Consider the following 24,338-nt stretch of genomic DNA (forward strand, 5'->3'; position numbering starts at 1 on the left):
GGTGGCGGCCCGGGCCGCCCGCCGCGAGCCGCCCGACGGCCCGGGGCCCGGAAAGGACGACCCGGCTGCCGCACCCCGGGGGGCCGTCCTCCCGGGCGGCAGCACGGCGCCGGCTCCGCTGGGGCGGTTCCTGGCCAAGGCCGCAGCCGTCACGGCGGGACTGACCGCCGCCGGGGCGGTGTTCGGGCTGGTCCGGGACCAGACCATCGCGCACCTCTTCGGGGCCGGGCACGACAGCGACGCCTTCCTGATCGCCTGGACCGTGCCCGAGATGGCCTCGACCCTGCTGATCGAGGACGCCATGGCGCTGCTGATGGTGCCCGCGTTCAGCCATGCCCTGGCCCGGCGGGCGGCCAGCCGGGCCGGGCTCACCCGCAAGGAGGCCCGCGCGCAGGACCCCGTACGGCTGCTCGTGGGGGCGACCCTGCCGCGGCTGGCGGTGTTCCTGGCCGCCGTCGCCTCCGTGCTCGTCGTCGCCGCGCCGCTCGTCGTCGCCGTGCTCGCGCCCGGACTGCCGGACCCGGACCTGGCCGTGGAGTGCACCCGGATGACCGCGCTGACCGTGCTGTCGTTCGGCATCGCGGGGTACTTCAGCGCCGCGCTCAGGGCGCACCGTTCGTTCGTGCCACCGGCCGCGATCTACGTCTCGTACAACGTCGGGATCATCGGGACGATGGTCGCCCTGCACGCGGCGTGGGGGGTGCGGGCGGCCGCGGCCGGGGTCGCCGTCGGCGGGCTGCTGATGGTGCTGGCCCAACTGCCCGCGTTCATCCGGAACGTGGGCTTCGGTCCGTCCCGCGCCAAGGGCGCGCCGCGCAGCCAGCGCGACCGGGACCGGCCCACTCTGATGGCGTTCGGCCTGATCGCCCCGGTGATCTTCTTCGCGGTGTTCCGGCAGTCGCAGGTCCTGGTCGAGCGGTTCCTGGCCGCCTCGCTGCCGCCCGGGGCCATCTCGCACCTGAACTACGCGCAGAAGGTCGCGCAGATGCCGATGGTGCTGTCGCTGATGATCTGCACCGTCACCTTCCCCGTCGTCGCCCAGGCCATGGCCGGCGGCGAGCGCGAGAAGGCCCGGCGGCGCGTCGAACAGGACCTGGCACTGGCCTCCCTCGCCGTCCTCATGGGCAGCGCCCTCGTCATCGCGTACGCGCCCCAGATCATCCAGGTCCTCTTCGAACGCGGCGCCTTCACCCACCACGACACCCTGGCCACCGCCTCCGTCATGCGGGTCTACGCCCTCGGACTCCTCGGCCACTGCCTCGTCGGGGCGCTGTCCCGGCCCTTCTTCTCGACCGCCCGGCCCACCTGGTTCCCGGCGCTCGCGATGGGCGCCGGACTCCTCGTCAACATCGTGGCCGGGGCCTTCGCCGTCCGCTGGTGGGGCACCTACGGCATCGCCGCAGCCAACGCCGCCGGCATCTCCACCGCCGCCGCCCTGCTGCTCACCGGGCTCGGCTCGCGGATCGTCGCCATCCAGGTCCGCCGGGTCGCGCTCAGCATCGGCCGGCTCTCCGTCGCCGCCGTCGGCGCCTGCGGCACCGGCTGGATCGCCGGGCCGATGATCCCCGACCCGCTGCTCAGCGCCGCACTCGGCTGCCTGCTCGTCCCCGCCATGTTCGGCGCCTGCGGCATGGCCATACGGGCGCTCGAGATCACCGCCCTGCCCGCCCAGATCACCCAGATGACCCAGAGGTTCCGCAATGCCCGCTGACACCCGCACGGCGCCGGCCGCCGCGACGGTCCCCGCCCGCCGGACCGCCTCGCCGTGGGTCCTGATGTACCACTCGGTCGCCGAGTTCACCGATCCCGCCGAGGACCCGTACGGCATCACCGTCACCCCGGGCACGCTGGAGGCCCAGCTGCTGTGGCTGCGCTCCCGGGGGCTGCGCGGGGTGTCCGTCGGCGAGCTCCTCCGGGCCCACGCGGCCGGGCGCGGCGCCGGGCTCGTCGGGCTGACCTTCGACGACGGCTACACCGACTACCTGACCCGGGCGCTGCCGCTGCTGCGCCGCCACGACTGCACCTCCACGCTGTTCGTCCTGCCCGGGCGGCTCGGGGTGGACAACGTGTGGGACCCGCTGGGCCCGCGCAAGTCCCTGCTGACCGCCGAGGGCATCCGCGAAGTCGCCGCCGCCGGGCAGGAGATCGGCTCGCACGGGCTGCTCCACCAGGACCTCACCGCGACCGCCGACGACATCCTCCAGCAGGAGCTGCGGGGCAGCCGGGAGCTGATCCGGGAGCTGACCGGGACCCTGCCGGAGGGGTTCTGCTACCCGTACGGGCACCTCGACGAGCGGGTCGTCACGGCGACGCGGGCCGCCGGGTACGGGTACGCGTGCGCCATCGACCCCGGCCGGCTGGCCGGCCCGCACGCCCTGCCGCGCACCCACGTCAGCCAGGCGGACGGGGCCGGGCGGCTGCGGATCAAGCAGCTGCGGCACCGGGTGCGGGAGCTGCGGCGGGCGGTGCACCGGTGAAGTCCGTACGGGCGCTGCACATCATCACGGGGCTCGGGGTCGGCGGCGCCGAGCAGCAACTGCGGCTGCTGCTGCGGCACATGCCGATGCGCTGCGACGTGCTGACGCTGACCAACCCCGGGCCGGTGGCCGAGGGGCTGCGGGCCGACGGGGTCCGGGTGGTGCACCTGGGCATGCGGGGCAACCGGGACCTGGGGGCGCTGCCGAGGCTGGTGCGGTTCATCCGGCGCGAGCAGTACGACCTGGTGCACACGCACCTGTACCGGGCCTGTGTGTACGGGCGGCTCGCGGCCCGGCTCGCGGGGGTCGGGGCGACCGTGGCCACCGAGCACTCCCTCGGCGAGGGCGAGATCGAGGGCCGGCGGCTGACGGCCGGGGTGCGGGCGCTGTACCTGGCCAGTGAGCGGCTGGGCGCGGCGACCGTGGCGGTGTCGGACACCGTGGCGGCGCGGCTGGAGGGCTGGGGGGTGCCGGCCGCGCGGGTGCATGTCGTACCGAACGGGATCGAGGCCGTCCGCTTCCGCTTCGACGAGGGCGTGCGCAGGGCCACGCGGGCCCGCAGCGGGCTGCCCGAACGGGCGTTCGTGGTCGGCGGGGTCGGGCGCCTGGTGCCGGGCAAGCGGTTCGACTCGCTGGTCCGGGCGGTGGCGGCGCTGCCGGGCGCGCATCTGCTGCTGGCCGGGGACGGGCCGGAACGGGCCGCGCTGCGGCGGCTGGCGGCGGAGCTGGGCGCGCAGAGCCGGATCCACCTGCTGGGGGAGCGGGACCCGCTGGGCGACAGCGCGGACGGGCGGACGCAAGGGATTCCGGCGCTGCTGGCCGCGATGGACGTCTTCGTGTCCCCGTCGCGGGAGGAGGCCTTCGGCCTCGCCGTCGTGGAGGCCCTGGCCGCGGGGCTGCCTGTCCTGCACGTCACCTGTCCGGCGATCGACGACCTGCCGGCGGCGCAGGCGCCGGGGGCGCGGCGGATCGGGACCGGGACGGAGGAGCTGGTCGCCGCTCTGCGCGGGCACATGGAGGCGGGCGCGCGGCGGCTGCCGCCGCCACCGGTGGTCCGCCGCTACGACATCGCCCGCAGCGCGGACCAGCTCCTCGCGGTCTACGCCCTGGCCCTGTCCGCCCGTGGCGTGGCCGTCCCGGCCCCCGCGCCGCAGGCGGGGACAGGGCCGAGTCCGGCCCCGGGCCCGGACACCACGGGCGCTGCCCCGGGCCCCGCGCCGCAGGCGGCGGGGCTGGAAATGCCCCAGGCGGGCGATTCGGCTCGGTCGGGGGCCGGGTGATCCGGCCCCCGCAGGGGTCCCCGTGCGGGATCCGTACCAACCCCCTCCACCAGGAAAGAGGCACGTAGATGGCTGACACCGCCGATCAGAAGAAGACCGACCGCCGTCGTCGCAGGGTACGGCTGCTGCCGCCGCCCGCGTGGTGGCCGTTGCCCGTCGCCGCCGCGCTGGGGCTGGCCGCGGGCGGGGCGTACGGGGTGCTCAAGGCACCCGAGTACGCCGCCACCAGCTACGTGGTCGCCGTCCCGGACGACACCACCGAGCCGGCCACCGCCCTCGGCTTCGCCCAGGCGTACGCGCGCATCGCCACCAGCAGTTCGACCCTCGCGTACGCCCAGCCCCGCGCGGGCATCGGCGCCCGGCAGCTCCGTACGCAGGTGCGCGCCGAGACCTCCCCCGAGTCCCCGATGATCGCGATCACGGGGACGTCGAAGAGCCCGACCGAGGCCGCCGACATCGCCAACGCCGTGGCCGACGCGCTCTCGCTGAGCAGCAATCAGGCCGCCAAGAACACCGGAGTCCAGCTGCTGCTGTTCAACCAGGCCGTCGCGCCGAGCGACCCCGCCTCGCCGTCCGCCACCGTCAGCGGGGCCGTCGGGCTGTGCGCCGGCGGGCTGCTGGGCGGGCTGTGGCTGCTGGCCCGGCCCGGCCGCACCCGGCGGCCCGAGGGCCGGCCCGAGGAGCAGCTGGTCGTCGAGGAGTACGCCTCCCTGCCCGCCCAGGGCGACCACAACGAGACCAAGGAGAAGGAGTCCGTGCGATGACTTCGGGCTCCGCCGGGGCCCTGTCGGTGACGCTGTGCCGCGACCCCCGGCAGTTCGCCGCGCTGGAAGAGCCGTGGAACCGGCTCTTCCGGGCTTGTCCCACCGCCACCCCCTTCCAGAGCCACGCCTGGCTGCACTCCTGGTGGCTCTCGTACGGCCGGGACGGGCGGCTCCGGATCGTGCTGGTGCGGCGCGGCGGGGAACTCGTCGGCGCGTGCGCGCTGATGCTCGTCCACCGGCCGCTGCCGCTCCTGGTGCCGCTCGGCGGCGGCATCACCGACTACTCCGACGTCCTGGTGGCCGCCGAGTACGCCGACCAGGTCGTCCCGGCGCTGGCCCACGGCCTGCACCGGGCCGCCCGCGGCGCGGTCGTCGACCTGCGCGAGGTACGGCCCGGGGCCGCCGCCGAGGCGCTGTTCGGGGAGTGGCCCGGGATCCGCAGCAAGCTCGCCGACTCCACCTGTATGGAGCTGCCCGCGCTGCCGTTCGACGAGCTGGTCAAGCGGATGCCGGCCTCCGGCGCCCAGCGGGTCCGGGCCAAACTGCGCAAGACCGACGCGGCCGGGATCGAGGAGCACGAGGTCACCGAGCAGGAAGTGCCGCGTGCCGTACGGACCCTGCTGCGGCTCCACGAGAAGCAGTGGCGCGGCCGCGGCGTGACCCCGGAGCATCTGAGGCCCCGCTTCGCCGAGCACCTGACCCGGGCCACCCGGCGGATGGTGCGGGCCGGCGAGGGCCGGCTGACCGAGTTCCGCCTGGACGGGAAGGTGGTGGCGGCCAACGTCACCCTTCTGTCGGGGGCGTTGAGCGGCGGCTACCTGTACGGGGCGGACCCGGACCTGCGGACCCGCAAGGTGGACGTGGCGACGCTGCTGCTGCGCTACGAGGCCGGCCGCGCCCTCGCGGAGGGCCGCCCGGTGGTGAGCTTCCTGCGCGGCAACGAGCCGTACAAGAACCACTGGCGGCCCGAGACGGTCGTCAACCAGCGGTTCCTGCTGGCCAGGACGGCGCTCGCGCCCCTGCTCCGCCTGCACGAATCGCAGGTGACGGGGCGCGAGCGGGCGGTGGATGCGCTGCGCGAGGCCCTGCCGGCCGCCAGGGACTGGCGGGCGCGGCTCAACGAACTGCGGGTCCGATGACGGATCTACCAGGGCCAGAAGCCGAAGTCCTTGCCCCAATCGATCTTGATGCAGACCGCCTGCTTGCCGAGCAGCTTGGAGAGCCACTCGCCGAAGTTGAGCGGCACGCACCACTCCGTGCTGTTGTCGGGCGGCTCGGTGGGCTCGGGCTTCGGCACGACCGGGCTCGGGACGGGGACCGGGACGGGGACCGGGATCTCCGGCGACGGGACCGGCACCGGGACGGGGTCCGGGCTCGGCTCCACCGGGGTCTCGGGCGACGGGACCGCCGGCGAGGGCACGGGCTCGGGCACGGGGACGGGCACGGGCTCGGGGCTCGTGCCCGGGGCCTCCGGCGACGGGACCGGAACCGGGACCTGAGGGGCCGGGATCACCGGGACCTCCGGGATGCCCGGCGACGGGAACACCGGGGAGGGCACGGGGATCTGGGGGGTCGGGATCTGCGGGCTCGGCACGGCCGGGGTCGGGATCACCGGCGTCGGTACGACCGGGGTCGGCACGACGGGCGTCGGCACGACCGGCGTCGGGATGACCGGCGTGGGCACCACGGGTGTCGGCACCGGGTCCGGCCGTTGGGGCGCGAGCGCGCCACGGAAGGCCTTCGCGGACTCCGGGTTCTGCTTGCACTGCCACACGCCGTGCGGGCAGTAGTCCGTGATGCTGTGGTAGAGCGGCTTGTGCTGATCGATCCACTTCAGCATGCGCCGTACGTACTCCGGGTTGTCCCCGTGCCGGAACAGCCCCCACTCCGGGTACGAGATCTCTTTGCCGTGCGCTTTCGCGAAATCCACATGCTGCTGGAGCCCGTACGGCTGCTTGACCATCTCGTCGAAGGTCCTGCCGGGAGCCTGGTCGTACGAATCCATGCCGACGATGTCGACCACGTCGTCGCCCGGGTAGCACTTGGTCCAGCCGATCGCGTCCGACCCGCGGTTGGGGGCGTAATCGAACTTGAACTCCGCGCCGGGGACGGAGCGCATCGTGTTGACGATGCGCCGCCAGTACTCCTTCCAGCCCTCCGGGTCCGGCGCGCAGCGGTGGGTGTACGTGGCGCCGTTCATCTCCCAGCCGAGCACGATCACCGTGTCCGGGACGCCCAGGGCCACCAGCCGCTCGGCGAGCTTCTCGAAGTGCCGGTCGAACTCCCCGTTCGCGCCCGCCCGGATCAGCTGCGCCACCCGGCGGTCGGGGACCCGGTCCTCGTTGTGCTCCTGCATGGGCACGTTCAGGACGAAGAGCCGGTCCGCCTTGGCGCGGCGCCACTCGGCCCACGGTTCCAGGAAGTCGGGGCCCTCGATGCGGGCCCAGCGGTCTCCGGGCAGATAGGTGTGGCCGACCCGGATCTCCTTGCCGCGCAGCCAGCGCGACAGGTTCGGGATCCGGGCGACTCCGGGCGGACCGGAGTCGAGAAAGGCGCCCATGGCGATGTCGGAGCCCTCGGGCTGATCCCTCTCGGGGCCCGCGAGCGCGGCACCGGTGGCGAGCAGACCGGCCGTGACCGTACCGATGCAGGTGCTCGCCAGTCGGCGGTGTGGTCTGGGCATGGCGTCTCCCGGGCTTTCCTGAATCGGTGTGCTTGTCGAAGACGTTAGGCATCACATCTGACGAATGGCCTGTCCGGTGACCGCTGCGTAGGCCATTCGCAGCTGCGCATCCTCCCCGTTTGGTCCGACTAGGTGAAAGACACCGTTCCCATGCACGCGTTCGACGGCCATGTGCCCGCTGTAGTGCTCAGACTCGATCGGAATCCGTTCCACCACGGAACCCTCGGCGCCGTCAGATCCCTTGGGCGCAGGGGCGTGGAGGTCCATGCCGTCGTCGAGGCCGGGGGAGGTCCCATGGGGCGCTCGCGCTACCTGCACGCCGTGCATCCCGGGCCGGCCGGAGGGCTGGACCCCGAGGCTCCGGAGACGCTGCTGGAGTGCCTGGTCGGGGTGTCGGAGCGGATCGGCAGGCCTGCGGTGCTCGTCGCGATGGACGACCTGAGCGCCATCGCCGTCGCGCGGATCGCGCCGATGCTGGAGGGGCGGTTCCGGGTCCCCCATCAGCCCGACGGGCTGCCGGCACGGGTGGCGGACAAGGCCGAGCTGTCACGGCTGTGCGCACGCTGGGACATCCCGCACCCGGAGACGGTCATCCCGGCGAGCGGGGCCGAGGCGGCGGAGGCCGCATGGCGGCTGGGCCTGCCGGTGGTGGCCAAGTGGAGCCGGCCCTGGCTGCTGCCCCCGGGCGGCGGGCTGCGCAGCACCACGCTCGTGCACACCGCCGCCGAGGCGCGCCGCCTGTACGAGCGCACGGCAGAGGCCGGGAGCCGGCTGCTGCTCCAGCGGTTCCTGCCGGCCGGGACGGACACCGACTGGTTCTTCCACGGAGCCTTCGCCCGGGGCGGGCACCCGCTGCTCGCGGGGTCGGGCCGCAAGGAGCTGTCCTGGCCGGTGCGGACGGGGCTGACGGCGGTGGGGCGCTGGCTGCCGGATCCGGCGGTGGAGGAGGCGGGGCTGCGGCTCGCCGAACGGCTGGGCTACCAGGGGATCCTGGACCTGGACTTCCGCCGGGACGAGAAGGGCTGTTTCCGGCTGGTGGACTTCAACCCCCGGCCGGGCGCGCAGTTCCGGCTGTTCACGGATGCGGGCGGGCTGGACGTGGTCCAGGCGATGTACCTGGATCTGACGGGGCAACGGGTCCCGGAGCCCGCGGGCGGCCCGGGCCGGGTGTTCGTCGCGGAGAACTACGCCCTGCTGGCGTCGCTCCGCAGCCGCCGGCTCCCCCGGCGGTCCCCGGCCCGCCCGCCGCTCCCGTCCCCCTCGGCACCCGCAGACGTGGGGGCCGGGCCGGACCGCGCCGCGGGCGGCGGGCCCGGGCCGGTACGGGCGGCGCCGCGGCCGGAGCGGGGGCGGGTGGAGGCGGCCTGGTTCGCCGCCGACGACCCGATGCCGTTCCTCGCGATGCTCGCCGCGTTCCTGGGCCGGGGCGCAGGAAAGGGTGTGCGCGCCCTGCGCGGTGTCCCGGCGCACGGCCGCCGTACGGCCCGGGCCGTGGTCCGCGCCCCGCGCCAGCGTGCCCGCGACCTGACCCCGCCGACCGCCCCCGCCGAACCGGACGAACTGGTGACCCGATGACTCCATGCCACCCGCCCCCGCCCCGGCCCCCGTCCCAGCCTCCGGCGCCGCGAGGGCCCGTCACACGTACCGCCGGAGGCAGTGGCACGGGCGGGGGGTCCATGAGACCGGAGGGACAGCGGTGACGCGGATGGACGATCTCGTCGTGGTCGGCGCCGGGCCGTACGGGCTGTCGATCGCCGCGCACGCGGTGGCGGCGGGGCTCGGCGTACGGGTGCTCGGGCGGCCCATGGCCTCGTGGCGGGACCACATGCCCGAGGGCATGTACCTGAAGTCGGAGCCCTGGTCCTCCAACCTGTCCGCGCCCGGCGGCCGGCACACCCTCGCCGCGTACTGCGCCACCCGGGGCCTGGCGGCCGAGCACGGCAGCCCGCTCCCGATCGGCACCTTCAGCTCGTACGGGATGTGGTTCGCCCGGCACACCGCCCCCGAGGTGGAGGAGGTGACGGTCACCGAGGTCAGCCCGCAGGGCGACGGCTTCCTGATCCGCACCGCCGAGGGGCCGCCGCTGCTCGCCCGGACGGTCGCGATCGCCGTCGGGGTGATGCCGTTCGTGCACCTCCCCGAGGCGCTGCGGGACCTGCCCCCCGGGCACTGCTCGCACAGCAGCGGCCACCGCGACCTGGCCCGGTTCGCCGGCCGGGAGGTCGCCGTGGTCGGGGCCGGGCAGGCGGCCCTGGAGACCGCCGCCCTGCTGGCCGAGAACGGGGCCCGGCCCTGCCTCGTCGCCCGCAGGTCCCGGCTGAACTGGAACACCGAGCCCCAGCCGCTGGAGCGCCCGGCCGTGCGCGCCCTGCGCGATCCGCACAGCGGCCTCGGCACCGGCTGGCGCAGCTGGGTGTGGTCGGAGCTGCCCTGGGCGGTGCGCCGGCTGCCCGCGCCGACCCGGGAGCGGATCGCCGCGACCGCGCTCGGGCCGGCCGGGGCCTGGTGGCTGCGGGACCGCTTCGAGCGGAGCGTCCCGGTGCTGCTGGGGCACCGGCTGCACCGGGCGGTGCCGGTCGGCGAGCGGACCCGGCTCGGGCTGACCACCGCGGCCGGGGAGTCCGTCGTACTGGACGTCGCGCATGTCGTCGCGGCCACCGGGTTCACCCCGCACCTGGGCCGGCTGGAGCTGCTGGACGCCCGGCTGCGGGCCGTCCTCGACACCGTCGGGGACAGCGGAACGCCGGAGCTGAGCGCCGGTTTCGAGTCCTCCTGGCCCGGACTCTTCTTCGCGGGGCTGCTGACGGCTCCCTCATTCGGCCCTTCCATGCGATTCGTGCACGGTGCGGGGTTCACGGCGGGGAGACTGGTCAGAGGAGTCCGAAAGCGCCTCGGCGCCCGGGGCAGGCCGACGGGCTCCGCCGGGACCGTACGGCCCGACCGGGTCGGTGCCGGGCATCCGAAGACGTCTCTGCGGTGAGGTCGAGAGGGGTCCGCGATGAGTGCGGAGCAGCGAGCACAGGGCCGTGGCTGGGTGCGCATTCCCGCCAGCCGGGCGGAGCAGCCCGCCGCGCCCAGGACCGCCCCGCCGAGGACCGCCTCGCCGTACGCCCCTCCCGCGCATGCGGCACCGGACCAGTCGACCATCTACCTGTCCCTCGTCAAGCGCTGGCAGGAGGCCGGGCGAACCCTTCCGGGGCATCCTGACGAGGAGTGGGAGCGGCTGATCTCCCAGCCGTGCTGGCCCGGCCGTTAGGTGGTGTTCTCGTGGCAGCGGCGGAGCGCGACAGATCCGAGCAGGACCGGCGGGACCCTGTGACCGGGCCCGGGGAGCGGCTCGCGCTCAACGGCATGGGCAGCTTCGAGTGGGACCTGGGTGCCGGGACGCTGTTGCTGGACGAGGCCGGGCTCGTGGTCTTCGACCTCGAGCGGGAGGAGTTCGGCGACACCCCGGAGGGGCTGGGGCTGCGGATCCCGGCCGACGACGGTGCCCGGCTGGCGGAATCCACGCAGGCCGCCCTGGACGGCGGCGCGCAGACGTACGGCGCGTACTTCACGGTGCAGCGGCGCGACGGCGTCGACCAGTGGACGCACACGCAGGGCCGGATCCTGCGGGACGCCGACGGGCGGCCCCTGCGGATCCTCGGGATCGTGCGGGACGCGACGGCCGAGCTCGCACACGCCACCATCCTGCGGAAGCTGGAGTCGGCGCGGGCCCAGCAGGCCACGATCGTGCAGCGGACGACGGAGGCCCTGTCGCGGGCGGTGACCGTCGACGACGTCACGGCCACGCTGACCGGGGCGGGAGCGCTGGAGCGGCTCGGCGCCGACGGGCTGGCCCTGGGGCTGGTCGAGAACGGCGCCATCAAGATCATCGCGCTGAGCGGGGAGTCGCTGGAGATCCTCAGCGAGCGGAAGTTCACCCGCCTGGACGGCTCGCTGCCGCTGTCGCAGGCGGTGCTCACCCGCAAGGCCCGCTTCGTCACCTCCCTCACCGAGCTGGCGGGCGAGTTCCCGCTGCTCGCGGACTACCTGCGCCGGATCCGCTTCGACGCCGCCGCCTATCTGCCGCTGATCGCACAGGCCAAGGCCATCGGCGGGCTCGTGCTGTTCTACCGGCGGCGCAGCGAGTTCAGCCCGGAGGAGCGCAACCTGTGCCTGGGCCTGGCCGGCATCGTGGCGCAGTCGCTCCAGCGGGCGCTCCTGTTCGACCAGGAGCGTGAGTTCGCGACCGGCCTGCAGGCCTCGATGCTCCCGCGCCGGATCCCGGAGATCAGCGGCGGCGAGATCGCGGTGCGCTACCACTCCGCGTGGAGCGGGCGGGAGGTCGGCGGGGACTGGTACGACGTGATCGCGCTGCCCCGCGACCGCGTCGGCATCGTCGTGGGCGACGTACAGGGCCACGACACGCACGCGGCGGCGATCATGGGCCAGCTGCGGATCGCGCTGCGCGCGTACGCGGGGGAGGGGCACCCGCCGTCGACCGTGCTGGCCCGGGCCTCGCGCTTCCTGGCCGAGCTGGACACCGAGCGCTTCGCGACCTGCATGTACGCACAGGTCGACCTGGAGACCGGCGGCGTACGGGCGGTCCGCGCGGGCCATCTCGGGCCGCTGATCCGGCATACGGACGGGCGTACGGGCTGGCCCAACGTACGCGGCGGGCTGCCGCTCGGACTGGCCTCGGTCTTCGAACAGGAGGACTTTCCCGAGACCCGGCTCGACCTGGTCCCCGGCGAGACGCTGGTGCTGTGCACCGACGGCCTGGTGGAGGAGCCCGGTACGGCCATCACCCAGGGCATGGAGGCCCTCTCGCACGCCGTGCGCAGCGGGCCGCAGGAGGCCGGGGCGCTCGCCGACCACCTCTCGGACCGGCTCTGGGAGCGCTGGGGCTCGGGTGACGACGTGGCCCTGCTGGTGCTGCGCCGGGCCCCCGACCCGGGCACCCACCGGGCCCCGCGGATCCACCAGTACATCCACCAGGCGGACCCGGAGGGCCTCTCGGAGGCCCGCTACGCCCTGCGCCAGGCGCTGCGCGACTGGGGCATGCCGGAGCTCGCCGACGACGTGGAACTGGCGGCCGGGGAACTGCTGGTCAACGCCCTGCTGCACACGGACGGCGGGGCGGTGCTGACCATGGAGGTGCTGCCGGAGCCGGTCCGGCGGATCCGGCTGTGGGTGAAGGACCGCTCCAGCGTCTGGCCGCGCCGGCGCACCCCGGGGGAGGCCGCCACCACGGGGCGCGGGCTGCTGCTGGTGGACGCGCTGGCCACGCACTGGGGAGTGGAGTCCCGGGGCGACGGCAAGGCCGTGTGGTGCGAGTTCGACGTCGCGGGCAGCGTCCGGAACATGGGGTGACAGGGGCGCGGCGTGACCGGGCGGTCACGCCGAGTTGTGGGATGGCGGGGGTGGAGTGATGATGCGGTCCATGGAACGGACGACCGCATGGACACGGATCCTGCCGTGCACCGGCTGAACAAGCGGCCGGGCAAGGGCGCCACGACCGCTCTGCTCGCGCTGCTCCTGCTGGCCGTCGGGGTACCGACGGCCGCGCACCGCACGACGGGGCGCACGCATTCCGATACCGGCTGCCGGACCGTCGCGTTCATGTCGATGACCGGCGTGGCGCCCGCCTGCCGGTAGCGGCGGCTACCGGCCCCGGGCCGGGTCGGGCCGGGTCAGCGGTGCTTGGCCTCCAGCTCGATGTTCCGCTCCGTCTGTGCCAGGTAGGACACGCGCAGCGTCATCTTGGAGTGCAGGCTCGCCGACTGGAGCCGGGCCTCCACGCCGGCCGCACCGGGGTGGACGCCGGGGGTCAGGCGCAGCGAGGTGCTTGCGGACCAGTCGTGCTCGGCCCCGTCGCAGACGGCCTCCTCGCCGCCGAAGCCCAGGCGGGTTCCGTCCTGCACGAGGGTGACCTGGACCTGCACTCCGCGGGGTGACGAGGGCCGGCACGTGTAGGTCCCGAAAAGGGTGACGTGGCCGTCGGCGGAGATGTGACCGAATTCCTGTACGGAAATCTCGTCGCCGTGGGCGCGGGCGCCGGCGGGGGTGGTGAATACGGTGGCCGCGGCCAGCGCGGAAAGCACCGTGACGGCCAGTCGGCGGGTGGAAACTCGCATGAATCCTCCATGGGGGGTGGGTCGGCACAAAAGCACCGAAACGCATTGTGCTGGCAGATGGCGGGCAACTCCTTCCACCCGCCCGTGTCGGTGTGTGCAATTGCCCGCTCGGGCGCGTGAGACTGACCGGAATACATCCCCGAAGGTCCCCGAAGGGATCGCGCATGCGCCAGTCCGCTTCCGTCCTCGCCGCTGCTCTCCTGCCCCTCCTGCTGTTCGGTGCCACCGCCTGTTCCGGCGCCCCCGAGGGGGCTGCGCTCGCCCCGGCCGCGGCGCCCGCCGTCCCGGTGGACGACGGCGCGCCGGGCGCCGAGGAGGACCCGGCCGCCGCGGCCCCGGGGGCGGTCCATGCCGCCGCGAAGGATGCCCATGTGGGTGATTCCGTACGGGTGCACGGCCGCCAGGTGGGCCGGCACCTCCAGGCCGTGCTCACTGCGTACGTCGACCCCGCGGTCAGCGTGGAGAAGGACTACGCGCCGCCGGCGGGCAAGCGCTGGGTGGCCGCCTCGATGTCGTTCGTCAACGTCGGCGGGGCCTCGTACGGGGCCCTCGGGCGCATGTGGGCGTACGACAGCGCAGGGGGTCGCCACCCGGTGGTGCGGACCGGTGAACTGACCACCGGCAAACCGCTCGTCTTCGATTCCCTTGCCGTGGGTGAGCGGGCCGAGGGATGGGTGGTGTTCGAAATCCCGGAAAAGGCGCGCATCGTGCGGCTCCAGTACCAGGACGCGAACATGCAGGCGAATTCCGGAGAGGGATTCTGGGCCGTCTAGCCCGCCCGGGTGAAAGGCCTGAAAGGGGTACGGGAGAGACCACTAGGGTGCGGCGCATGACTTCAACTCAAGCCGAAATCGACCGGTCCCAGCTCGGCACCCTTTCCGTGCTCGCCTGGATCGGCGATCCCTCCGAGGGCCACGACATCCCGTACCTGCTCGCCTACACCCTCGGCGACGGTCCGCAGGGGCGGGAGGCCGGAGAGAGGGCCGCCCGCGGGCTGCTGGAGGAGATCGGCCTGCCCATCGGTGACGTGGTCATGGACGGCACCCGCAACCCGACCGCCTTCCCGGTGCAGATCGTGCTGGCGGGCAACCAGGTCGCGCTGACCCTGCCCGGGCTGAACGCGACCTGCACCGCCCCGGACGAGTGGGTCGCCGCGGCGGTCGAGAGCGGCCAGGCCTACTTCCTGTTCGCCACGCGGGCCTGGCCCGAGGCCGTCCCGGGCCGGCCGGTCGAGCCGAAGACCCTCCAGGAGTTCGCGGGGGACGAGGCCGTGCTCACCGGCAGCGCCCACTGCGTGCTCGCGGTCCGGCGCCTGCAGTAGCAGGCCCCCGGGGATCGATCCCCCCGCTCCGGCCGCCGGGCTCCCAGCCTGCCCGGTGGCCGGTTCCCCGCTCCGGGGACCTGCGGGCCCTACGGGCGTTCGAAGGCGAAGCGGAGCGAGCGGACGCGGTTGTCGAAGTTAGACCCCGCCAGGTCCGGCAGCCCCACCGCCCGCAGTCCGACCGGCCGGGTCAGCAGTTCGCGGAACAGGGCCTTCATCTCCACCCGGGCCAGGTGCGCGCCCAGGCAGAAGTGCGGGCCGCCGCCGCCGAAGCCCAGGTGCGGATTGGGCGAGCGGGTGATGTCGAAGGCGTCGGGGTCGGGGAAGACGGCCTCGTCGCGGTTGGCGGACGCGTAGTACAGCACCACCTTGTCGCCGGGTCGGAACAGGTGCCCGCCCAGGGTGTGTTCGGCGGCCACCGTCCGGCGGAACTGGATGATCGGCGTCGAGTGCCGGATCATCTCGTCCACCGCGCCGTCCGCGTGCGTTTCGAAGTCACCGAGCAGCAGGTCCCGTTGCCCGGGGTGGTCGGTCAGCAGGGTCAGCCCGTGGGTGATCGCGTTGCGCGTGGTCTCCACCCCGGCCACCATCAGCAGCGAGAAGAACGCGCCGAGCTGGCGGGCGTTCAGTGCGTGCCCGTCCACGTCCGCGGTGACCAGGGCCGAGATCAGGTCGTCGGTGGGGTTCTTGCGCCGCTCCCGCCCGATGCCCGCGACCATGCGCTGCATCCGGGCCAGGGCCCGCAGCCCGCGCCCGGGCATCCGCAGCCGCGAGGCCAGGCCCCGCTCGACGCCGATGTTCTCCGAGGCGTGGTTGACGCGGTCGGCGATCTCGGCCCGGTAGCGCTCCGGGATGCCCATCATGTTGCAGATGACCTCGAGCGGCAGCCGCGAGGCCACGGCCGAGACGAACTCGTCGGGCTCGTCCTCCAGTACGTCGTCCACGATCCGGGCGGCCACCGCGTGGATGTCCTGCTCGGCCGCCGCCAGCAGCCGAGGCGTGAACGCCCGCTGCACGATCTTGCGCAGCTGCGCGTGGTCGGCGCCGTCCAGGTTGACCATCGAGTCCCCGAACAGCGCCCGCACCCACCGGGCCGGCTCGGGCGTGGTCACCCCGGGCGCGCTGGCGAACACCTTGGGGAGCCGGCTCGCCTCCTGCACGTCCGCGTGCCGTACGAGGGCCCAGTGCCCGCGGCCCTTCCCCTCGGGCACGTAGACCGGGGACTCCAGCGCCCGTAGCCGGGCGAACGCCGCGAGCCGCGCGGCAGGGGGCTGCTGCCAGAACGCCGGGTCGGCGAGCTCCCCGTACTCCGCCACCGCCGCGCCCGTGTCCGCGTACCGCTGTACCGGGACTTTCATCGTTTCTTCTCCCTGTCGCCGGCGCGCTCGCCCTGGCCGCCGCGGCCGTGCCGCCCGCCGTCCTCACGCACCAGAACGCTCGCGGTGGGCCAAGGTCACGCCCACCGCGACGGCGGCGGAGGCGACCAGCCCGGCCCACAGCACCGCCTGCGGGCCGGTCCACGCGCAGGCGAGGACCGCCAGCGCCGTGAGCGGCAGCACCAGCTGCTGAGCCGTGCCCCGCTTGAAGTGGCGGGAGTGCAGGAGCCAGACGAAGGCGAGGAAGAGCGCCGCCGGGATGCACACCGCGAGGTTGGCGGACAGGGCGGAGACGTGGGCCTTGCCGACCGCGTGCTCGATCGCCACTTCGAGGCCGGCCCCGATGGCGGCGGCCGACGCGAAGATCACGTAGTGCCCGTACCCCCACGGGATGGCCTCGCGATTGCTCCGCAGCCGGTCGTGCGCGGGGACGGCGAAGTAGATCCACCAGGCCGCGTAGACCAGCAGGAGACCGCCGCCGGCGATCGGCAGCAGTTCGCCCAGCGCCTCGTGCTCGTCGATCGCGGACTGGACCGCGACCGTGCTGGCGGCGATGGTCTCGCCGAGCACGATGATGGTGAACAGGCCGTACCGCTCCGCGATGTGGTGCGGATGCCACTGGGTCTGGTAGCTGCGCTCGGCGACGGCCGGAATCAGCAGCTCGACCACCACCAGGAGCAGGAACAGCCACCTGCGGGAGTGCTCGGGGGCGGCGAGCAGCGCCACCCAGCCGGCCTGGCAGACCAGCAGACCGATCGCGTACGTGAGCGCGGTGCGCCGGGCCGGCCCCTGCTCCCCGGCGGCGGCGCGCAGCCACTGCAGGGTGAGTGCGAGCCGCATCACCACGTAGCCGAGGACGGCGATGGTCCAGTCGTTGTCGTTGAAGGCGCGCGGGATCCCGGCCGAGTAGATGAGCACGCCGGCGATCTGCACGAGGGTCGCGATCCGGTACGGCACGTCGTCGACGTCGTAGGCGGAGGCGAACCAGGTGAAGTTCATCCAGGCCCACCACACCCCGAAGAACACGAAGAGGTAGCCGGTGATGCCCTCGCCGGCATGGCCCTCGGCGAGCGCGTGGACCAGCTGCCGGCCGGCCTGCGCCACCGCGACGACGAAGCAGAGGTCGAAGAACAGCTCCAGCGGGGTCGAGGCCCGGTGGCTCTCGTGCCGGCTGCGGGAGGTCATCGGTACGTACGTCATACCGCACAGGACAGCAGCCGTACGCCGGTCGGCAGGCGAGGCGCGCGGCCGGCGGGGCCGCTGCTGATCAAGACGACGTTCCCGGCCTGCCGGCGATGTTCGCCAACTTCGCGGTGAGCAGTGCGATGTGGGACTTCGTGGGGTTCTACGCCGGCTGCGTGGCGGTGGCGTGGTGGTTCTGCGCCGGCAAGGGCGCCGCGGCTACGGGCTTCGGGTAGGGGCTCTGCATGGAGACCCACCGGACGTCGAGGTCTTCTCGCAGGTAGTCCATCCGTCGCTCCCAGAAGTCCTTCATGTGCGGCAGGGCGAGGTGGCGGTCGAGGTCTTCCCTGGAGCGCCACACCTCGTAGAAGACGAAGGTGTTCGGATCGTCGCGGTCCACGTGGAAGTGGTACTCGAGGGAGCCCTCCTCGGCGCGGGTCGGTTCCACGAAGGACAGCAGCAGTTCCCTGAGCTCGTCCGCCCGCTCAGGCTTCGGACGGGCGAAGCCCACCAGTGCGTACGGCCGATCGTCACCAGGTACGGTAATCGTCATACCTGCACCGTAGGCGGCCGTGCAGGTACGATGCAAGTCATACCTGCAGTGAAGGAGGGTCGGCATGCCCGACGAGGACGGTCATCCCACACCCGGCGAAATGGATCTCGGTGAAGTGCTGTCCGCGCTCGCCGACGGGCACCGCCGCAGGGTGGTCCTGGCCCTGCTCGCCGAGCCGGACGGCGCCGAGCGGCACTGCAGCTCCTTCGGACTGCCCGTGTCGAAGGCGACCAGGACGCACCACTTCCGGGTGCTGCGCCAGGCCGGCCTGATCCGTCAGGTCAACCGCGGCAACAGCAACATGGCCGCGCTGCGCCGCGCCGACCTCGAACAGCGCTTCCCCGGACTGCTCGACGTCCTGCGCCGGGAGGCCGGCCGCCCCGGCCGGCCCGCCGAACCGCAGTAGACCATCGACCGTGAGCACGCCCTTCGCGCTGCGCGACACCCCGTCGCCCACGGCGGAGCAGGTCGCCCGGGCCGGAGCGGTCTTCGGGGCGCAGGGGCTGACCGCCGTGTGAGCCGTCCGGAGTCTCACCCGTCCGGCCCGCCGATGACTCCGTCATAACAGGCCCAATCGGTACAGACCACCTAGCGTGGTGCTGTGTCCGAGCCCCCAGATGTCCTTGCGGCCGAGCCGCCCCCGCCCCCGTCCGTGCCTCCGCGTCCGAGCGGGCTGCCGAGGGCCGGGACCCTCCCGCCGGCCGGGGGGTCCGTCTCCGCACGGGCCGCACTGGCCGGCACGGCCGTCTCGCTGCTGCTCATCGCCGCGATCGTGCTCGGCAGCCGGCTCCTGAGCGACTTCGACTCCGCGCTGCTCCCGTACGCCGTCGCCACCGTCTTCCTCGCCTTCGGCGTGGCCTACCGGTACACCGTCTGGGTCTCCGCGCCCGGCGCCCGGCGCCTGTTCAAGAAGGGCTTCGGCAGCTTCTTCTCCGCCGCCAACTTCCGCAAGGCGCCGACCGCACTGCCGAGGATGACCGCCACCTACCTCGGCTTCCAGAAGTTCCTCGGCGCCCGCTCGCGTTCCCGCTGGGCCGCCCACCAGCTCATCTTCTGGGGCTGCCTGCTGGCCGCCGCCATCACCTTCCCGCTGACCTGGGGCTGGTTCACCTTCACCTCGTCCACCGGCTCCGGCCCCGGATACGAGATGCGGATCTGGGGCTTCAAGGTCATCGGCTTCAACTCGCTGAACGTCCTCGGCTGGCTGATGTTCCACGGCCTGGACATCGCCGCCCTGCTCGTCATCCCCGGGGCCTCGTACTTCCTGTGGCGGCGCATGAAGGACCGCGGCGCCATCACCGGCCAGCGCTTCGCCTACGACCTGCTGCCGCTGATCTGCCTGATCGTGATCTCGGTGACCGGGCTGCTGCTGACCTTCTCGTCGATCTTCCTCCACGGCGGCGGCTACGAGTTCCTGGCCCTGCTGCACATGGTGTCGGTGGTGTTCACCCTCATCTACATCCCGTTCGGGAAGTTCTTCCACATCGTCCAGCGGCCGGCCGCCGTCGGTATGCAGCTGTTCAAGTACACGGCCCGCCAGGACGAGCAGGTCTTCACCTGCAAGCGCTGCGGGGAACCCATCGACACCACCCCGTACGTCGAGAACCTGCGCGGCACCATGCAGGACCTGAAGCTCGACTTCAACGCCTTCGTCGAGTACTGCCCGCGCTGCAAGCGGGTGCTGCGCGGCAACGCCTACCTCGCGCAGGTCAAGAAGGGCTTCAAGTGACCGCGACGGACCCCGCCAGGACGGCACCGCTGCCCCTCGACCCGTCGATCGCCCCGCCCGGCACACGCAACTTCCGCGACGCGGGCGGCATCCCGGCCGACCAGTGGCACGCCGACCAGAACGGCGAGACCCTCGTCCCCACCCACTGCTGTTTCTGCGGCGTGCAGTGCGGGATGTACCTGCGGGTGGACCGCGGCGGCAAGGTCTTCGGCGTGGAGCCCCGCAACCATGACATCAACCGGATGCGGCTGTGCCCCAAGGGCATCAACGCCTACCAGCAGGTCAACCACCCCGACCGGCTCACCGCGCCGCTGATGCGCCGCTCCCGGGACGAGGAGTTCCGGGAGTGCTCCTGGGACGAGGCCCTCGACTTCACCGTCTCCGAGATCCGCCGCATCCAGGGCGCCCACGGGAACGACGCGTTCGGGCTGCTCGGCGGTGCCAGCCTGTTCTCCGAGAAGACCTACCTGGTCGGCAAGTTCGCCCGGGTCGCCCTGAAGACCAAGCACGTCGACTACAACGGCCGCCTGTGCATGGTCAGCGCAGCCGGCGCCAACAAGCTCGCCTTCGGCATCGACCGGGCCGGCAACCCGTTCTCCGACATCCTCCTCACCGACTGCCTGCTCATCGCCGGGTCGAACGTGGGGGAGTGCTTCCCCGTGATGACCCAGTACCTGTGGGGCGCCCGGGACCGGGGCGCCACGCTGATCGTGGTGGACCCGCGCGAGACGGCCGTCGCCCGCACCGCCGACATCCACGTCGCACTGCGGCCCGGCACCGACTCCGCCTTCTTCAACGCCGTCCTGCACGTGATCGTCGCCGAGAACCTGACCGACGAGGCCTACCTCGCCGCCCACACCACCGGCTGGGACGAGGTCAGGAAGACCGTCCAGGACTACCCGCCGGTCCGCTCCGCCGAAATCTGCGGAGTCCCCGCCGAGCAGATCGTCCAGGTCGCCCGCGCCTTCGCCACCGCGGGCAAGGCCATGGCCTGGCACGCCCGGGGCATCGAACACCACTCCCAGGGCGTCGAGAACTGCCTCTCGGTCATCAACCTGTGCGTCGCCACCGGCAACATCGGCAAGCCCGGCGCCGGCTACGGCACCATCACCGGCCAGGGCAACGGCCAGGGCGGCCGCGAACACGGCCAGAAGTCCGACCTCCTGCCCGGCGGCCGCTCCATCACCGACCCCGAACACCGGGCACAGATCTGCCGCATCTGGGGCATCGAGGAGTCCGAACTCCCCGGCGCCGGCACCTCCATGATGGAAATGGTCTGGCAGATGCAGCGGGGGGAGATCCGAGGCCTCATCGGCATCTGCAACAACCCCTTCGTCTCCCTCCCCAACTATGCGGTGGTCAAGGACGGCTACGACACCGCCGAGTTCCACGCCCAGTTCGACTTCTTCCTCTCCGAGACCGCGGCCAACGCCCACGTCGTCTTCCCCGTCACCACCTGGGCCGAGGACGAGGGCGTGATGGCCAACGCCGAGGCCCGCGTGGTCAAGCACAACAAGGCCCAGGAGCCCCCCGCCGGGGTGCGCACCGACACCTGGGTCATCTGCGAGCTGGCCCGACGGCTCGGCGCCGGGCAGCACTTCGAGTTCCCCGGCTCCCGCGAGGTGTTCGAGGAGCTGCGGATCGCCTCCGCCGGCACCGTCAACGACTACTACGGCATCACCTACGACCGGCTGGAGCAGACCGGCGGGATCGCCTGGCCCTGCCCCTCCACCGAGCACCCGGGCACCCCCCGGCTGTTCGAGGACGGCCGGACCTACCACCCCGACGGAAAGATCCACCTGCAGGTCGTGGAATGGCATCCGCCCATGGACGCCTACACCGACGAGTTCCCCCTCTCCCTCACCACGGGCCGCACCGTCGCGCACTTCCTCTCCGGCAACCAGACCCGCCGCCTGGGCGCCCTCGTCGAACAGACCCCGCGCCCCTGGGTGGAGGTCCACCCCTCGCACGGCTTCAGGAACGGCGACCCGGTCCGGGTGGTCACCCGCCGCGGCAGCGCGGTCTTCCCGGCCCTGGTCACCGAGGCCATCCGCCCCGACACCGTCTTCATCCCGTACCACTGGCCGGTCCCGACGGCCGCGAACGCCCTCACCATCGACGCCCTCGACCCCCGCTCGAAGATCCCCGAGTACAAGGTCTGCGCCGCGCGGATCGAGGCGGCCGAGCGGGTCGACGAGGTGCCCGCGCCGCCGACGGCCCCGGGCCACGAGGCCTACCCGGAGACCCAGGTCTCCCGCACCGACCCCTTGCCCCCCACGTCCCCGCAGGGTCGTGGCACGGCGGAGAGGAGCTGACCCCGCCATGATGGGCCGCACGATCTTCATCGACCCGGGGCGCTGCATCGGCTGCCAGGCCTGTGTCTCCGCCTGCCGCGAATGCGACTCGCACCGCGGTAAATCGATGATCCACCTGGACTACACCGAGCCCGGCATCTCCGTCGCCTCCCTTCCGACCGTCTGCATGCACTGCGAGGACCCGGTCGCGCCCTGCGCCGAGGTCTGCCCCGCCGACGCGATCCTGGTGACCGCCGACGGTGTGGTCCAGCAGGCCGACACCACCCGCTGCATCGGCTGCGCCAACTGCGTCAACGCCTGCCCCTTCGGCGTCCCGAAGATCGACCTCCAGGCGAAGCTGCAGATGAAGTGCAACCTCTGCTACGACCGCACCGCCTACGGCCTCGCACCCATGTGCGCCACCGTCTGCCCGACCGGCGCCCTCTTCTACGGAACCCTCGAGGAGCTCCAGGTGGAGCGCCCCGGCGTGCAGGTCGCGGACTCCTTCGCGTTCGGCGACGTGGTGGTCAGCACCGGCGTGGCGATGGTCGTGCCGGCGGACAAGGTCCAGTGGCCCGTCCCCGGCGGCCTGCCCGTCGTCGAGATCAACGGAGTGGATGTCCGATGAGCCTCACCGAACCGCCCCCGCGGGCTCCCGGGCCGGGCCCGGGGACCGTCGCCGACGAGGCCGCCGGGCAGCTGCGCGACCGGATCAGTGCCGACTCCCTCACCACCCGCCGCGACTACCTGCGGATCGTGGCCACCGTCTCCGGAGGCCTCGCCATCGGCGGCGTCGGCGTCGCCTCCGGCATCCTGCACCGGCACGGCGACAGCGAGACCCTGCCCCCGGCCAAGAAGGTCACCGACCAGCTGGCGCCGGGCGAGTCCATGGCCTTCCGCTTCCCCGGGGACGAGGACCGGGCCCTGGCGGTACGGCTGTCGGACGGTTCCCTCGTCGGCTACTCCGCCGTCTGTACCCACCTGGCCTGCGCCGTGCTGTGGCGCGAGGACCGGGGCACCGGCGGGGAGCTGTACTGCCCCTGCCACGAGGGCGTCTTCGATGCCCGTACCGGCGAGGTGACGGCAGGCCCGCCGCCGCGCCCGCTCCCCAGGATCTTCCTGACCGAGGAGATCGACGGCAGCGTCTGGGCCGTCGCGACCGCCCGGTCGGGAGAGCCGGCGAAGGAAGCCCTGTGCCGGCAGTTCGGCGGGTCACGCCCCGACATGGCCCGCAGGCTCGGTTGTCCCGGCGCGGACCGCGCCACCGAGAGCAGGCGGACATGAGCGACCGGCAGCTGCCTCCGCGCCCGGACTACCGGCCGGGCAGTGCCGAGCCCCGGCTGAACCGGCCGGTGCACGAGCGGTATCCGCAGATCCGCCCCACCAGCGGCTACGGAGACCCGCGGATCCGGCACACGGGTCCCGGCCCGGGCGCCGGCACCGAACAGGAGCCGGAGCGGTCCTCCAAGCTCAACGCCCGTCTGACCCTGGCCCTCACCGTTGTGACCGGCCAGCTCTGGGCGTTCACCGTGACCGTCAACGAATGGATGGAGGGCAACACCGGCACGGCCTGGTGGGGGGCGGGATTCCTGATCCTGTCCTTCCTCGCCGTGCTCGGCCTGTGGCTCCTCGACCCGAAGGACCGATGACCACGTCCATACCCACGCCCACGCCGTCCCCGGTGCGCTCCCACCGCCGGGTCACCGTGGTCAATATGAACGACGTGGGCTCCGGCTTCTCCCCGTCGCAGCTGTTCTGGCTGACCGCCGGCCCCTGACCCCGGGCGAAGGCAAGGGCAAGGGCGAGGACGGGGGCGGGACCGGGGGCGGCCGTACCCTGGAGGCATGAGCACCGCCCCCGCCTCCGACCCGCAGTCCTCGCAGCCCGAATCCCGGCCCGATGCCCCGCCCGCGGCGAAGCCCAAGCCCCGGCTCGTCTTCGACGACCCGCTGGACCAGCAGTCCGCGGACGACACCGACCGTGGATGGGGCGAGCGGCAGCCCGCCGGCGGGAGCGCCGCAGACCTGGCCCGCTTCCTCGACGAGAAGCCGCCGCACCACCTCTGACCTGCTAGTACCCCGACCCGGGGCGGCCGGGTCCGCCACCCTGGCGCTGGGCGATCAGTTCGTCCCGGATCTCCTTGAGCACCACCAGCTCGGTGATCTCCATGGTCTCCTGGACGCCTTCCTTGGCCCGGCGGCGCTGCTCCACCTTGGCGAGGTACTTCGCCATCGGCAGCACCATAAGGAAGTAGACGACCGCGGCCGTGATCAGGAAGGTCAGTGCGGCGTTCAGCACCGATCCCCAGAGGATGTTGACGCCGATGGCCGCCCCCTTCGCGTCGATGCCGCAGGGGCCCTTCAGGCAGGACGTGTAGCCGTCCAGGCTCTTCGTGCCGACGGCGCCCACCAGCGGGCTGATGATCCCCTTCACCACGGAGTTCACGATGTTCGTGAACGCGGCGCCGATGACGACCGCCACCGCCAGGTCGACCACGTTGCCGCGCATCAGGAAGGCCTTGAAGCCTGCCAGGACGCTCTCCTTCTTCTTCTCGCTCACC

Annotated in this window: 26 protein-coding genes; 20 read left to right on the forward strand and 6 right to left on the reverse strand. The window is 73.1% G+C overall.

The window, feature by feature from the left end; genetic code table 11:
* The first annotated feature begins 1 nt into the window (after position 1).
* From murJ to ACZ5WG_RS18315, 5 genes are all read left to right on the forward strand, one after another.
* Complete coding sequence (murJ, locus tag ACZ5WG_RS18295; RefSeq protein ID WP_468724548.1) at positions 2 to 1,711, forward strand: murein biosynthesis integral membrane protein MurJ; 1,710 nt, start codon at positions 2 to 4, stop codon at positions 1,709 to 1,711.
* Positions 1,701 to 2,477: a polysaccharide deacetylase family protein gene (locus ACZ5WG_RS18300; RefSeq protein ID WP_468724281.1), complete on the forward strand. Its 777-nt coding sequence runs from the start codon at positions 1,701 to 1,703 to the stop codon at positions 2,475 to 2,477. Before murJ ends, ACZ5WG_RS18300 begins: the two co-directional genes overlap by 11 nt.
* Entirely contained in the window at positions 2,474 to 3,757 is a 1,284-nt protein-coding gene (locus ACZ5WG_RS18305) for a glycosyltransferase (protein ID WP_468724282.1), read from the forward strand. Before ACZ5WG_RS18300 ends, ACZ5WG_RS18305 begins: the two co-directional genes overlap by 4 nt.
* Before the next feature lie 68 nt (positions 3,758 to 3,825).
* A complete protein-coding gene (locus ACZ5WG_RS18310; protein WP_468724284.1) occupies positions 3,826 to 4,521 on the forward strand; it encodes a YveK family protein in 696 nt (231 codons plus the stop codon).
* Positions 4,518 to 5,660 carry a GNAT family N-acetyltransferase gene (locus ACZ5WG_RS18315; RefSeq protein WP_468724285.1) on the forward strand — a complete coding sequence of 381 codons (1,143 nt, stop codon included), beginning with the start codon at positions 4,518 to 4,520 and terminating at the stop codon, positions 5,658 to 5,660. The genes ACZ5WG_RS18310 and ACZ5WG_RS18315 overlap by 4 nt, the downstream gene beginning before the upstream one ends.
* A gap of 5 nt (positions 5,661 to 5,665) precedes the next feature.
* Here the strand turns inward: ACZ5WG_RS18315 and ACZ5WG_RS18320 are convergent, their stop codons facing one another.
* The gene (locus ACZ5WG_RS18320; RefSeq protein WP_468724287.1) at positions 5,666 to 7,204 is read right to left on the reverse strand and encodes a glycoside hydrolase family 26 protein; all 1,539 of its coding nucleotides are present in this window, start codon (positions 7,202 to 7,204) and stop codon (positions 5,666 to 5,668) included.
* A gap of 150 nt (positions 7,205 to 7,354) precedes the next feature.
* Between ACZ5WG_RS18320 and ACZ5WG_RS18325 the strand changes: the two genes are divergently transcribed.
* The 5 genes from ACZ5WG_RS18325 (at position 7,355) to ACZ5WG_RS18345 (ending at position 12,844) form a co-directional block, all read left to right on the forward strand.
* Positions 7,355 to 8,779: a carboxylate--amine ligase gene (locus ACZ5WG_RS18325; protein WP_468724289.1), complete on the forward strand. Its 1,425-nt coding sequence runs from the start codon at positions 7,355 to 7,357 to the stop codon at positions 8,777 to 8,779.
* 130 nt (positions 8,780 to 8,909) lie between these two features.
* Positions 8,910 to 10,184, forward strand: a complete 1,275-nt coding sequence (locus ACZ5WG_RS18330; protein ID WP_468724291.1) for an NAD(P)-binding domain-containing protein — start codon at positions 8,910 to 8,912, stop codon at positions 10,182 to 10,184.
* Between the two features lie 18 nt (positions 10,185 to 10,202).
* On the forward strand, positions 10,203 to 10,460 hold the full coding sequence (locus tag ACZ5WG_RS18335; RefSeq protein WP_468724293.1) for a hypothetical protein: 258 nt from the start codon (positions 10,203 to 10,205) through the stop codon (positions 10,458 to 10,460).
* 11 nt (positions 10,461 to 10,471) lie between these two features.
* Positions 10,472 to 12,559: a SpoIIE family protein phosphatase gene (locus tag ACZ5WG_RS18340; protein ID WP_468724295.1), complete on the forward strand. Its 2,088-nt coding sequence runs from the start codon at positions 10,472 to 10,474 to the stop codon at positions 12,557 to 12,559.
* Between the two features lie 87 nt (positions 12,560 to 12,646).
* Entirely contained in the window at positions 12,647 to 12,844 is a 198-nt protein-coding gene (locus ACZ5WG_RS18345) for a hypothetical protein (RefSeq protein ID WP_468724297.1), read from the forward strand.
* 35 nt (positions 12,845 to 12,879) lie between these two features.
* Here the strand turns inward: ACZ5WG_RS18345 and ACZ5WG_RS18350 are convergent, their stop codons facing one another.
* The gene (locus ACZ5WG_RS18350) at positions 12,880 to 13,323 is read right to left on the reverse strand and encodes a DUF6299 family protein (protein WP_468724299.1); all 444 of its coding nucleotides are present in this window, start codon (positions 13,321 to 13,323) and stop codon (positions 12,880 to 12,882) included.
* A 164-nt stretch (positions 13,324 to 13,487) separates the two neighbouring features.
* Here ACZ5WG_RS18350 and ACZ5WG_RS18355 point away from each other — a divergent pair, with 164 nt between their 5' ends.
* The gene (locus ACZ5WG_RS18355; RefSeq protein WP_468724301.1) at positions 13,488 to 14,096 is read left to right on the forward strand and encodes a DUF4352 domain-containing protein; all 609 of its coding nucleotides are present in this window, start codon (positions 13,488 to 13,490) and stop codon (positions 14,094 to 14,096) included.
* A gap of 56 nt (positions 14,097 to 14,152) precedes the next feature.
* Positions 14,153 to 14,644 (forward strand): DUF5949 family protein, encoded by a 492-nt coding sequence (locus ACZ5WG_RS18360; protein ID WP_468724303.1) that lies wholly within the window; start codon positions 14,153 to 14,155, stop codon positions 14,642 to 14,644.
* 89 nt (positions 14,645 to 14,733) lie between these two features.
* On the opposite strand, the gene ACZ5WG_RS18365 is transcribed toward ACZ5WG_RS18360, so the two are convergent.
* The 3 genes from ACZ5WG_RS18365 to ACZ5WG_RS18375 all read right to left on the reverse strand — a co-directional run bounded on the left by ACZ5WG_RS18365 (position 14,734) and on the right by ACZ5WG_RS18375 (position 17,755).
* Entirely contained in the window at positions 14,734 to 16,002 is a 1,269-nt protein-coding gene (locus ACZ5WG_RS18365; RefSeq protein ID WP_468724305.1) for a cytochrome P450, read from the reverse strand.
* A 63-nt stretch (positions 16,003 to 16,065) separates the two neighbouring features.
* Complete coding sequence (locus ACZ5WG_RS18370) at positions 16,066 to 17,220, reverse strand: low temperature requirement protein A (protein WP_468724307.1); 1,155 nt, start codon at positions 17,218 to 17,220, stop codon at positions 16,066 to 16,068.
* A 145-nt stretch (positions 17,221 to 17,365) separates the two neighbouring features.
* Positions 17,366 to 17,755 (reverse strand): putative quinol monooxygenase, encoded by a 390-nt coding sequence (locus tag ACZ5WG_RS18375; protein WP_468724309.1) that lies wholly within the window; start codon positions 17,753 to 17,755, stop codon positions 17,366 to 17,368.
* A gap of 64 nt (positions 17,756 to 17,819) precedes the next feature.
* Between ACZ5WG_RS18375 and ACZ5WG_RS18380 the strand changes: the two genes are divergently transcribed.
* From ACZ5WG_RS18380 to ACZ5WG_RS18415, 8 genes are all read left to right on the forward strand, one after another.
* A complete protein-coding gene (locus ACZ5WG_RS18380; RefSeq protein WP_468724311.1) occupies positions 17,820 to 18,161 on the forward strand; it encodes an ArsR/SmtB family transcription factor in 342 nt (113 codons plus the stop codon).
* A gap of 195 nt (positions 18,162 to 18,356) precedes the next feature.
* The gene (locus ACZ5WG_RS18385) at positions 18,357 to 19,484 is read left to right on the forward strand and encodes an MFS transporter (protein ID WP_468724312.1); all 1,128 of its coding nucleotides are present in this window, start codon (positions 18,357 to 18,359) and stop codon (positions 19,482 to 19,484) included.
* Positions 19,481 to 21,799, forward strand: a complete 2,319-nt coding sequence (locus tag ACZ5WG_RS18390; RefSeq protein ID WP_468724313.1) for a molybdopterin oxidoreductase family protein — start codon at positions 19,481 to 19,483, stop codon at positions 21,797 to 21,799. Before ACZ5WG_RS18385 ends, ACZ5WG_RS18390 begins: the two co-directional genes overlap by 4 nt.
* A gap of 7 nt (positions 21,800 to 21,806) precedes the next feature.
* Positions 21,807 to 22,406, forward strand: coding sequence for a 4Fe-4S dicluster domain-containing protein (locus ACZ5WG_RS18395; RefSeq protein ID WP_468724314.1), 600 nt, complete (start codon positions 21,807 to 21,809; stop codon positions 22,404 to 22,406).
* Positions 22,403 to 23,062: a QcrA and Rieske domain-containing protein gene (locus ACZ5WG_RS18400; protein ID WP_468724316.1), complete on the forward strand. Its 660-nt coding sequence runs from the start codon at positions 22,403 to 22,405 to the stop codon at positions 23,060 to 23,062. The genes ACZ5WG_RS18395 and ACZ5WG_RS18400 overlap by 4 nt, the downstream gene beginning before the upstream one ends.
* Entirely contained in the window at positions 23,059 to 23,427 is a 369-nt protein-coding gene (locus ACZ5WG_RS18405) for a hypothetical protein (RefSeq protein ID WP_468724317.1), read from the forward strand. Before ACZ5WG_RS18400 ends, ACZ5WG_RS18405 begins: the two co-directional genes overlap by 4 nt.
* Positions 23,424 to 23,555, forward strand: a complete 132-nt coding sequence (locus ACZ5WG_RS18410) for a hypothetical protein (RefSeq protein WP_468724319.1) — start codon at positions 23,424 to 23,426, stop codon at positions 23,553 to 23,555. Before ACZ5WG_RS18405 ends, ACZ5WG_RS18410 begins: the two co-directional genes overlap by 4 nt.
* 67 nt (positions 23,556 to 23,622) lie before the next feature.
* A complete protein-coding gene (locus ACZ5WG_RS18415; protein WP_468724320.1) occupies positions 23,623 to 23,844 on the forward strand; it encodes a hypothetical protein in 222 nt (73 codons plus the stop codon).
* Between the two features lie 4 nt (positions 23,845 to 23,848).
* On the opposite strand, the gene mscL is transcribed toward ACZ5WG_RS18415, so the two are convergent.
* Entirely contained in the window at positions 23,849 to 24,337 is a 489-nt protein-coding gene (gene mscL, locus ACZ5WG_RS18420) for a large conductance mechanosensitive channel protein MscL (RefSeq protein ID WP_468724321.1), read from the reverse strand.
* Position 24,338 lies beyond the last annotated feature (1 nt).

The organism is Streptomyces sp. NPDC032745, assembly GCF_055579465.1.

Bases quoted from the DNA above. Each gene is read 5' to 3' on its own strand.
- ACZ5WG_RS18300 (WP_468724281.1), top strand. From the start codon at position 1,701: ATGCCCGCTGACACCCGCACGGCGCCGGCCGCCGCGACGGTCCCCGCC.
- ACZ5WG_RS18320 (WP_468724287.1), bottom strand. From the start codon at position 7,204: ATGCCCAGACCACACCGCCGACTGGCGAGCACCTGCATCGGTACGGTC.
- ACZ5WG_RS18335 (WP_468724293.1), top strand. From the start codon at position 10,203: ATGAGTGCGGAGCAGCGAGCACAGGGCCGTGGCTGGGTGCGCATTCCC.
- ACZ5WG_RS18375 (WP_468724309.1), bottom strand. From the start codon at position 17,755: ATGACGATTACCGTACCTGGTGACGATCGGCCGTACGCACTGGTGGGC.
- ACZ5WG_RS18370 (WP_468724307.1), bottom strand. From the start codon at position 17,220: ATGACGTACGTACCGATGACCTCCCGCAGCCGGCACGAGAGCCACCGG.
- ACZ5WG_RS18325 (WP_468724289.1), top strand. From the start codon at position 7,355: ATGCACGCGTTCGACGGCCATGTGCCCGCTGTAGTGCTCAGACTCGAT.
- ACZ5WG_RS18405 (WP_468724317.1), top strand. From the start codon at position 23,059: ATGAGCGACCGGCAGCTGCCTCCGCGCCCGGACTACCGGCCGGGCAGT.
- ACZ5WG_RS18345 (WP_468724297.1), top strand. From the start codon at position 12,647: ATGGACACGGATCCTGCCGTGCACCGGCTGAACAAGCGGCCGGGCAAG.
- ACZ5WG_RS18350 (WP_468724299.1), bottom strand. From the start codon at position 13,323: ATGCGAGTTTCCACCCGCCGACTGGCCGTCACGGTGCTTTCCGCGCTG.
- ACZ5WG_RS18355 (WP_468724301.1), top strand. From the start codon at position 13,488: ATGCGCCAGTCCGCTTCCGTCCTCGCCGCTGCTCTCCTGCCCCTCCTG.
- ACZ5WG_RS18380 (WP_468724311.1), top strand. From the start codon at position 17,820: ATGCCCGACGAGGACGGTCATCCCACACCCGGCGAAATGGATCTCGGT.
- ACZ5WG_RS18410 (WP_468724319.1), top strand. From the start codon at position 23,424: ATGACCACGTCCATACCCACGCCCACGCCGTCCCCGGTGCGCTCCCAC.
- ACZ5WG_RS18310 (WP_468724284.1), top strand. From the start codon at position 3,826: ATGGCTGACACCGCCGATCAGAAGAAGACCGACCGCCGTCGTCGCAGG.
- ACZ5WG_RS18330 (WP_468724291.1), top strand. From the start codon at position 8,910: ATGGACGATCTCGTCGTGGTCGGCGCCGGGCCGTACGGGCTGTCGATC.
- ACZ5WG_RS18400 (WP_468724316.1), top strand. From the start codon at position 22,403: ATGAGCCTCACCGAACCGCCCCCGCGGGCTCCCGGGCCGGGCCCGGGG.
- ACZ5WG_RS18315 (WP_468724285.1), top strand. From the start codon at position 4,518: ATGACTTCGGGCTCCGCCGGGGCCCTGTCGGTGACGCTGTGCCGCGAC.
- ACZ5WG_RS18360 (WP_468724303.1), top strand. From the start codon at position 14,153: ATGACTTCAACTCAAGCCGAAATCGACCGGTCCCAGCTCGGCACCCTT.
- ACZ5WG_RS18415 (WP_468724320.1), top strand. From the start codon at position 23,623: ATGAGCACCGCCCCCGCCTCCGACCCGCAGTCCTCGCAGCCCGAATCC.
- ACZ5WG_RS18365 (WP_468724305.1), bottom strand. From the start codon at position 16,002: ATGAAAGTCCCGGTACAGCGGTACGCGGACACGGGCGCGGCGGTGGCG.
- ACZ5WG_RS18395 (WP_468724314.1), top strand. From the start codon at position 21,807: ATGATGGGCCGCACGATCTTCATCGACCCGGGGCGCTGCATCGGCTGC.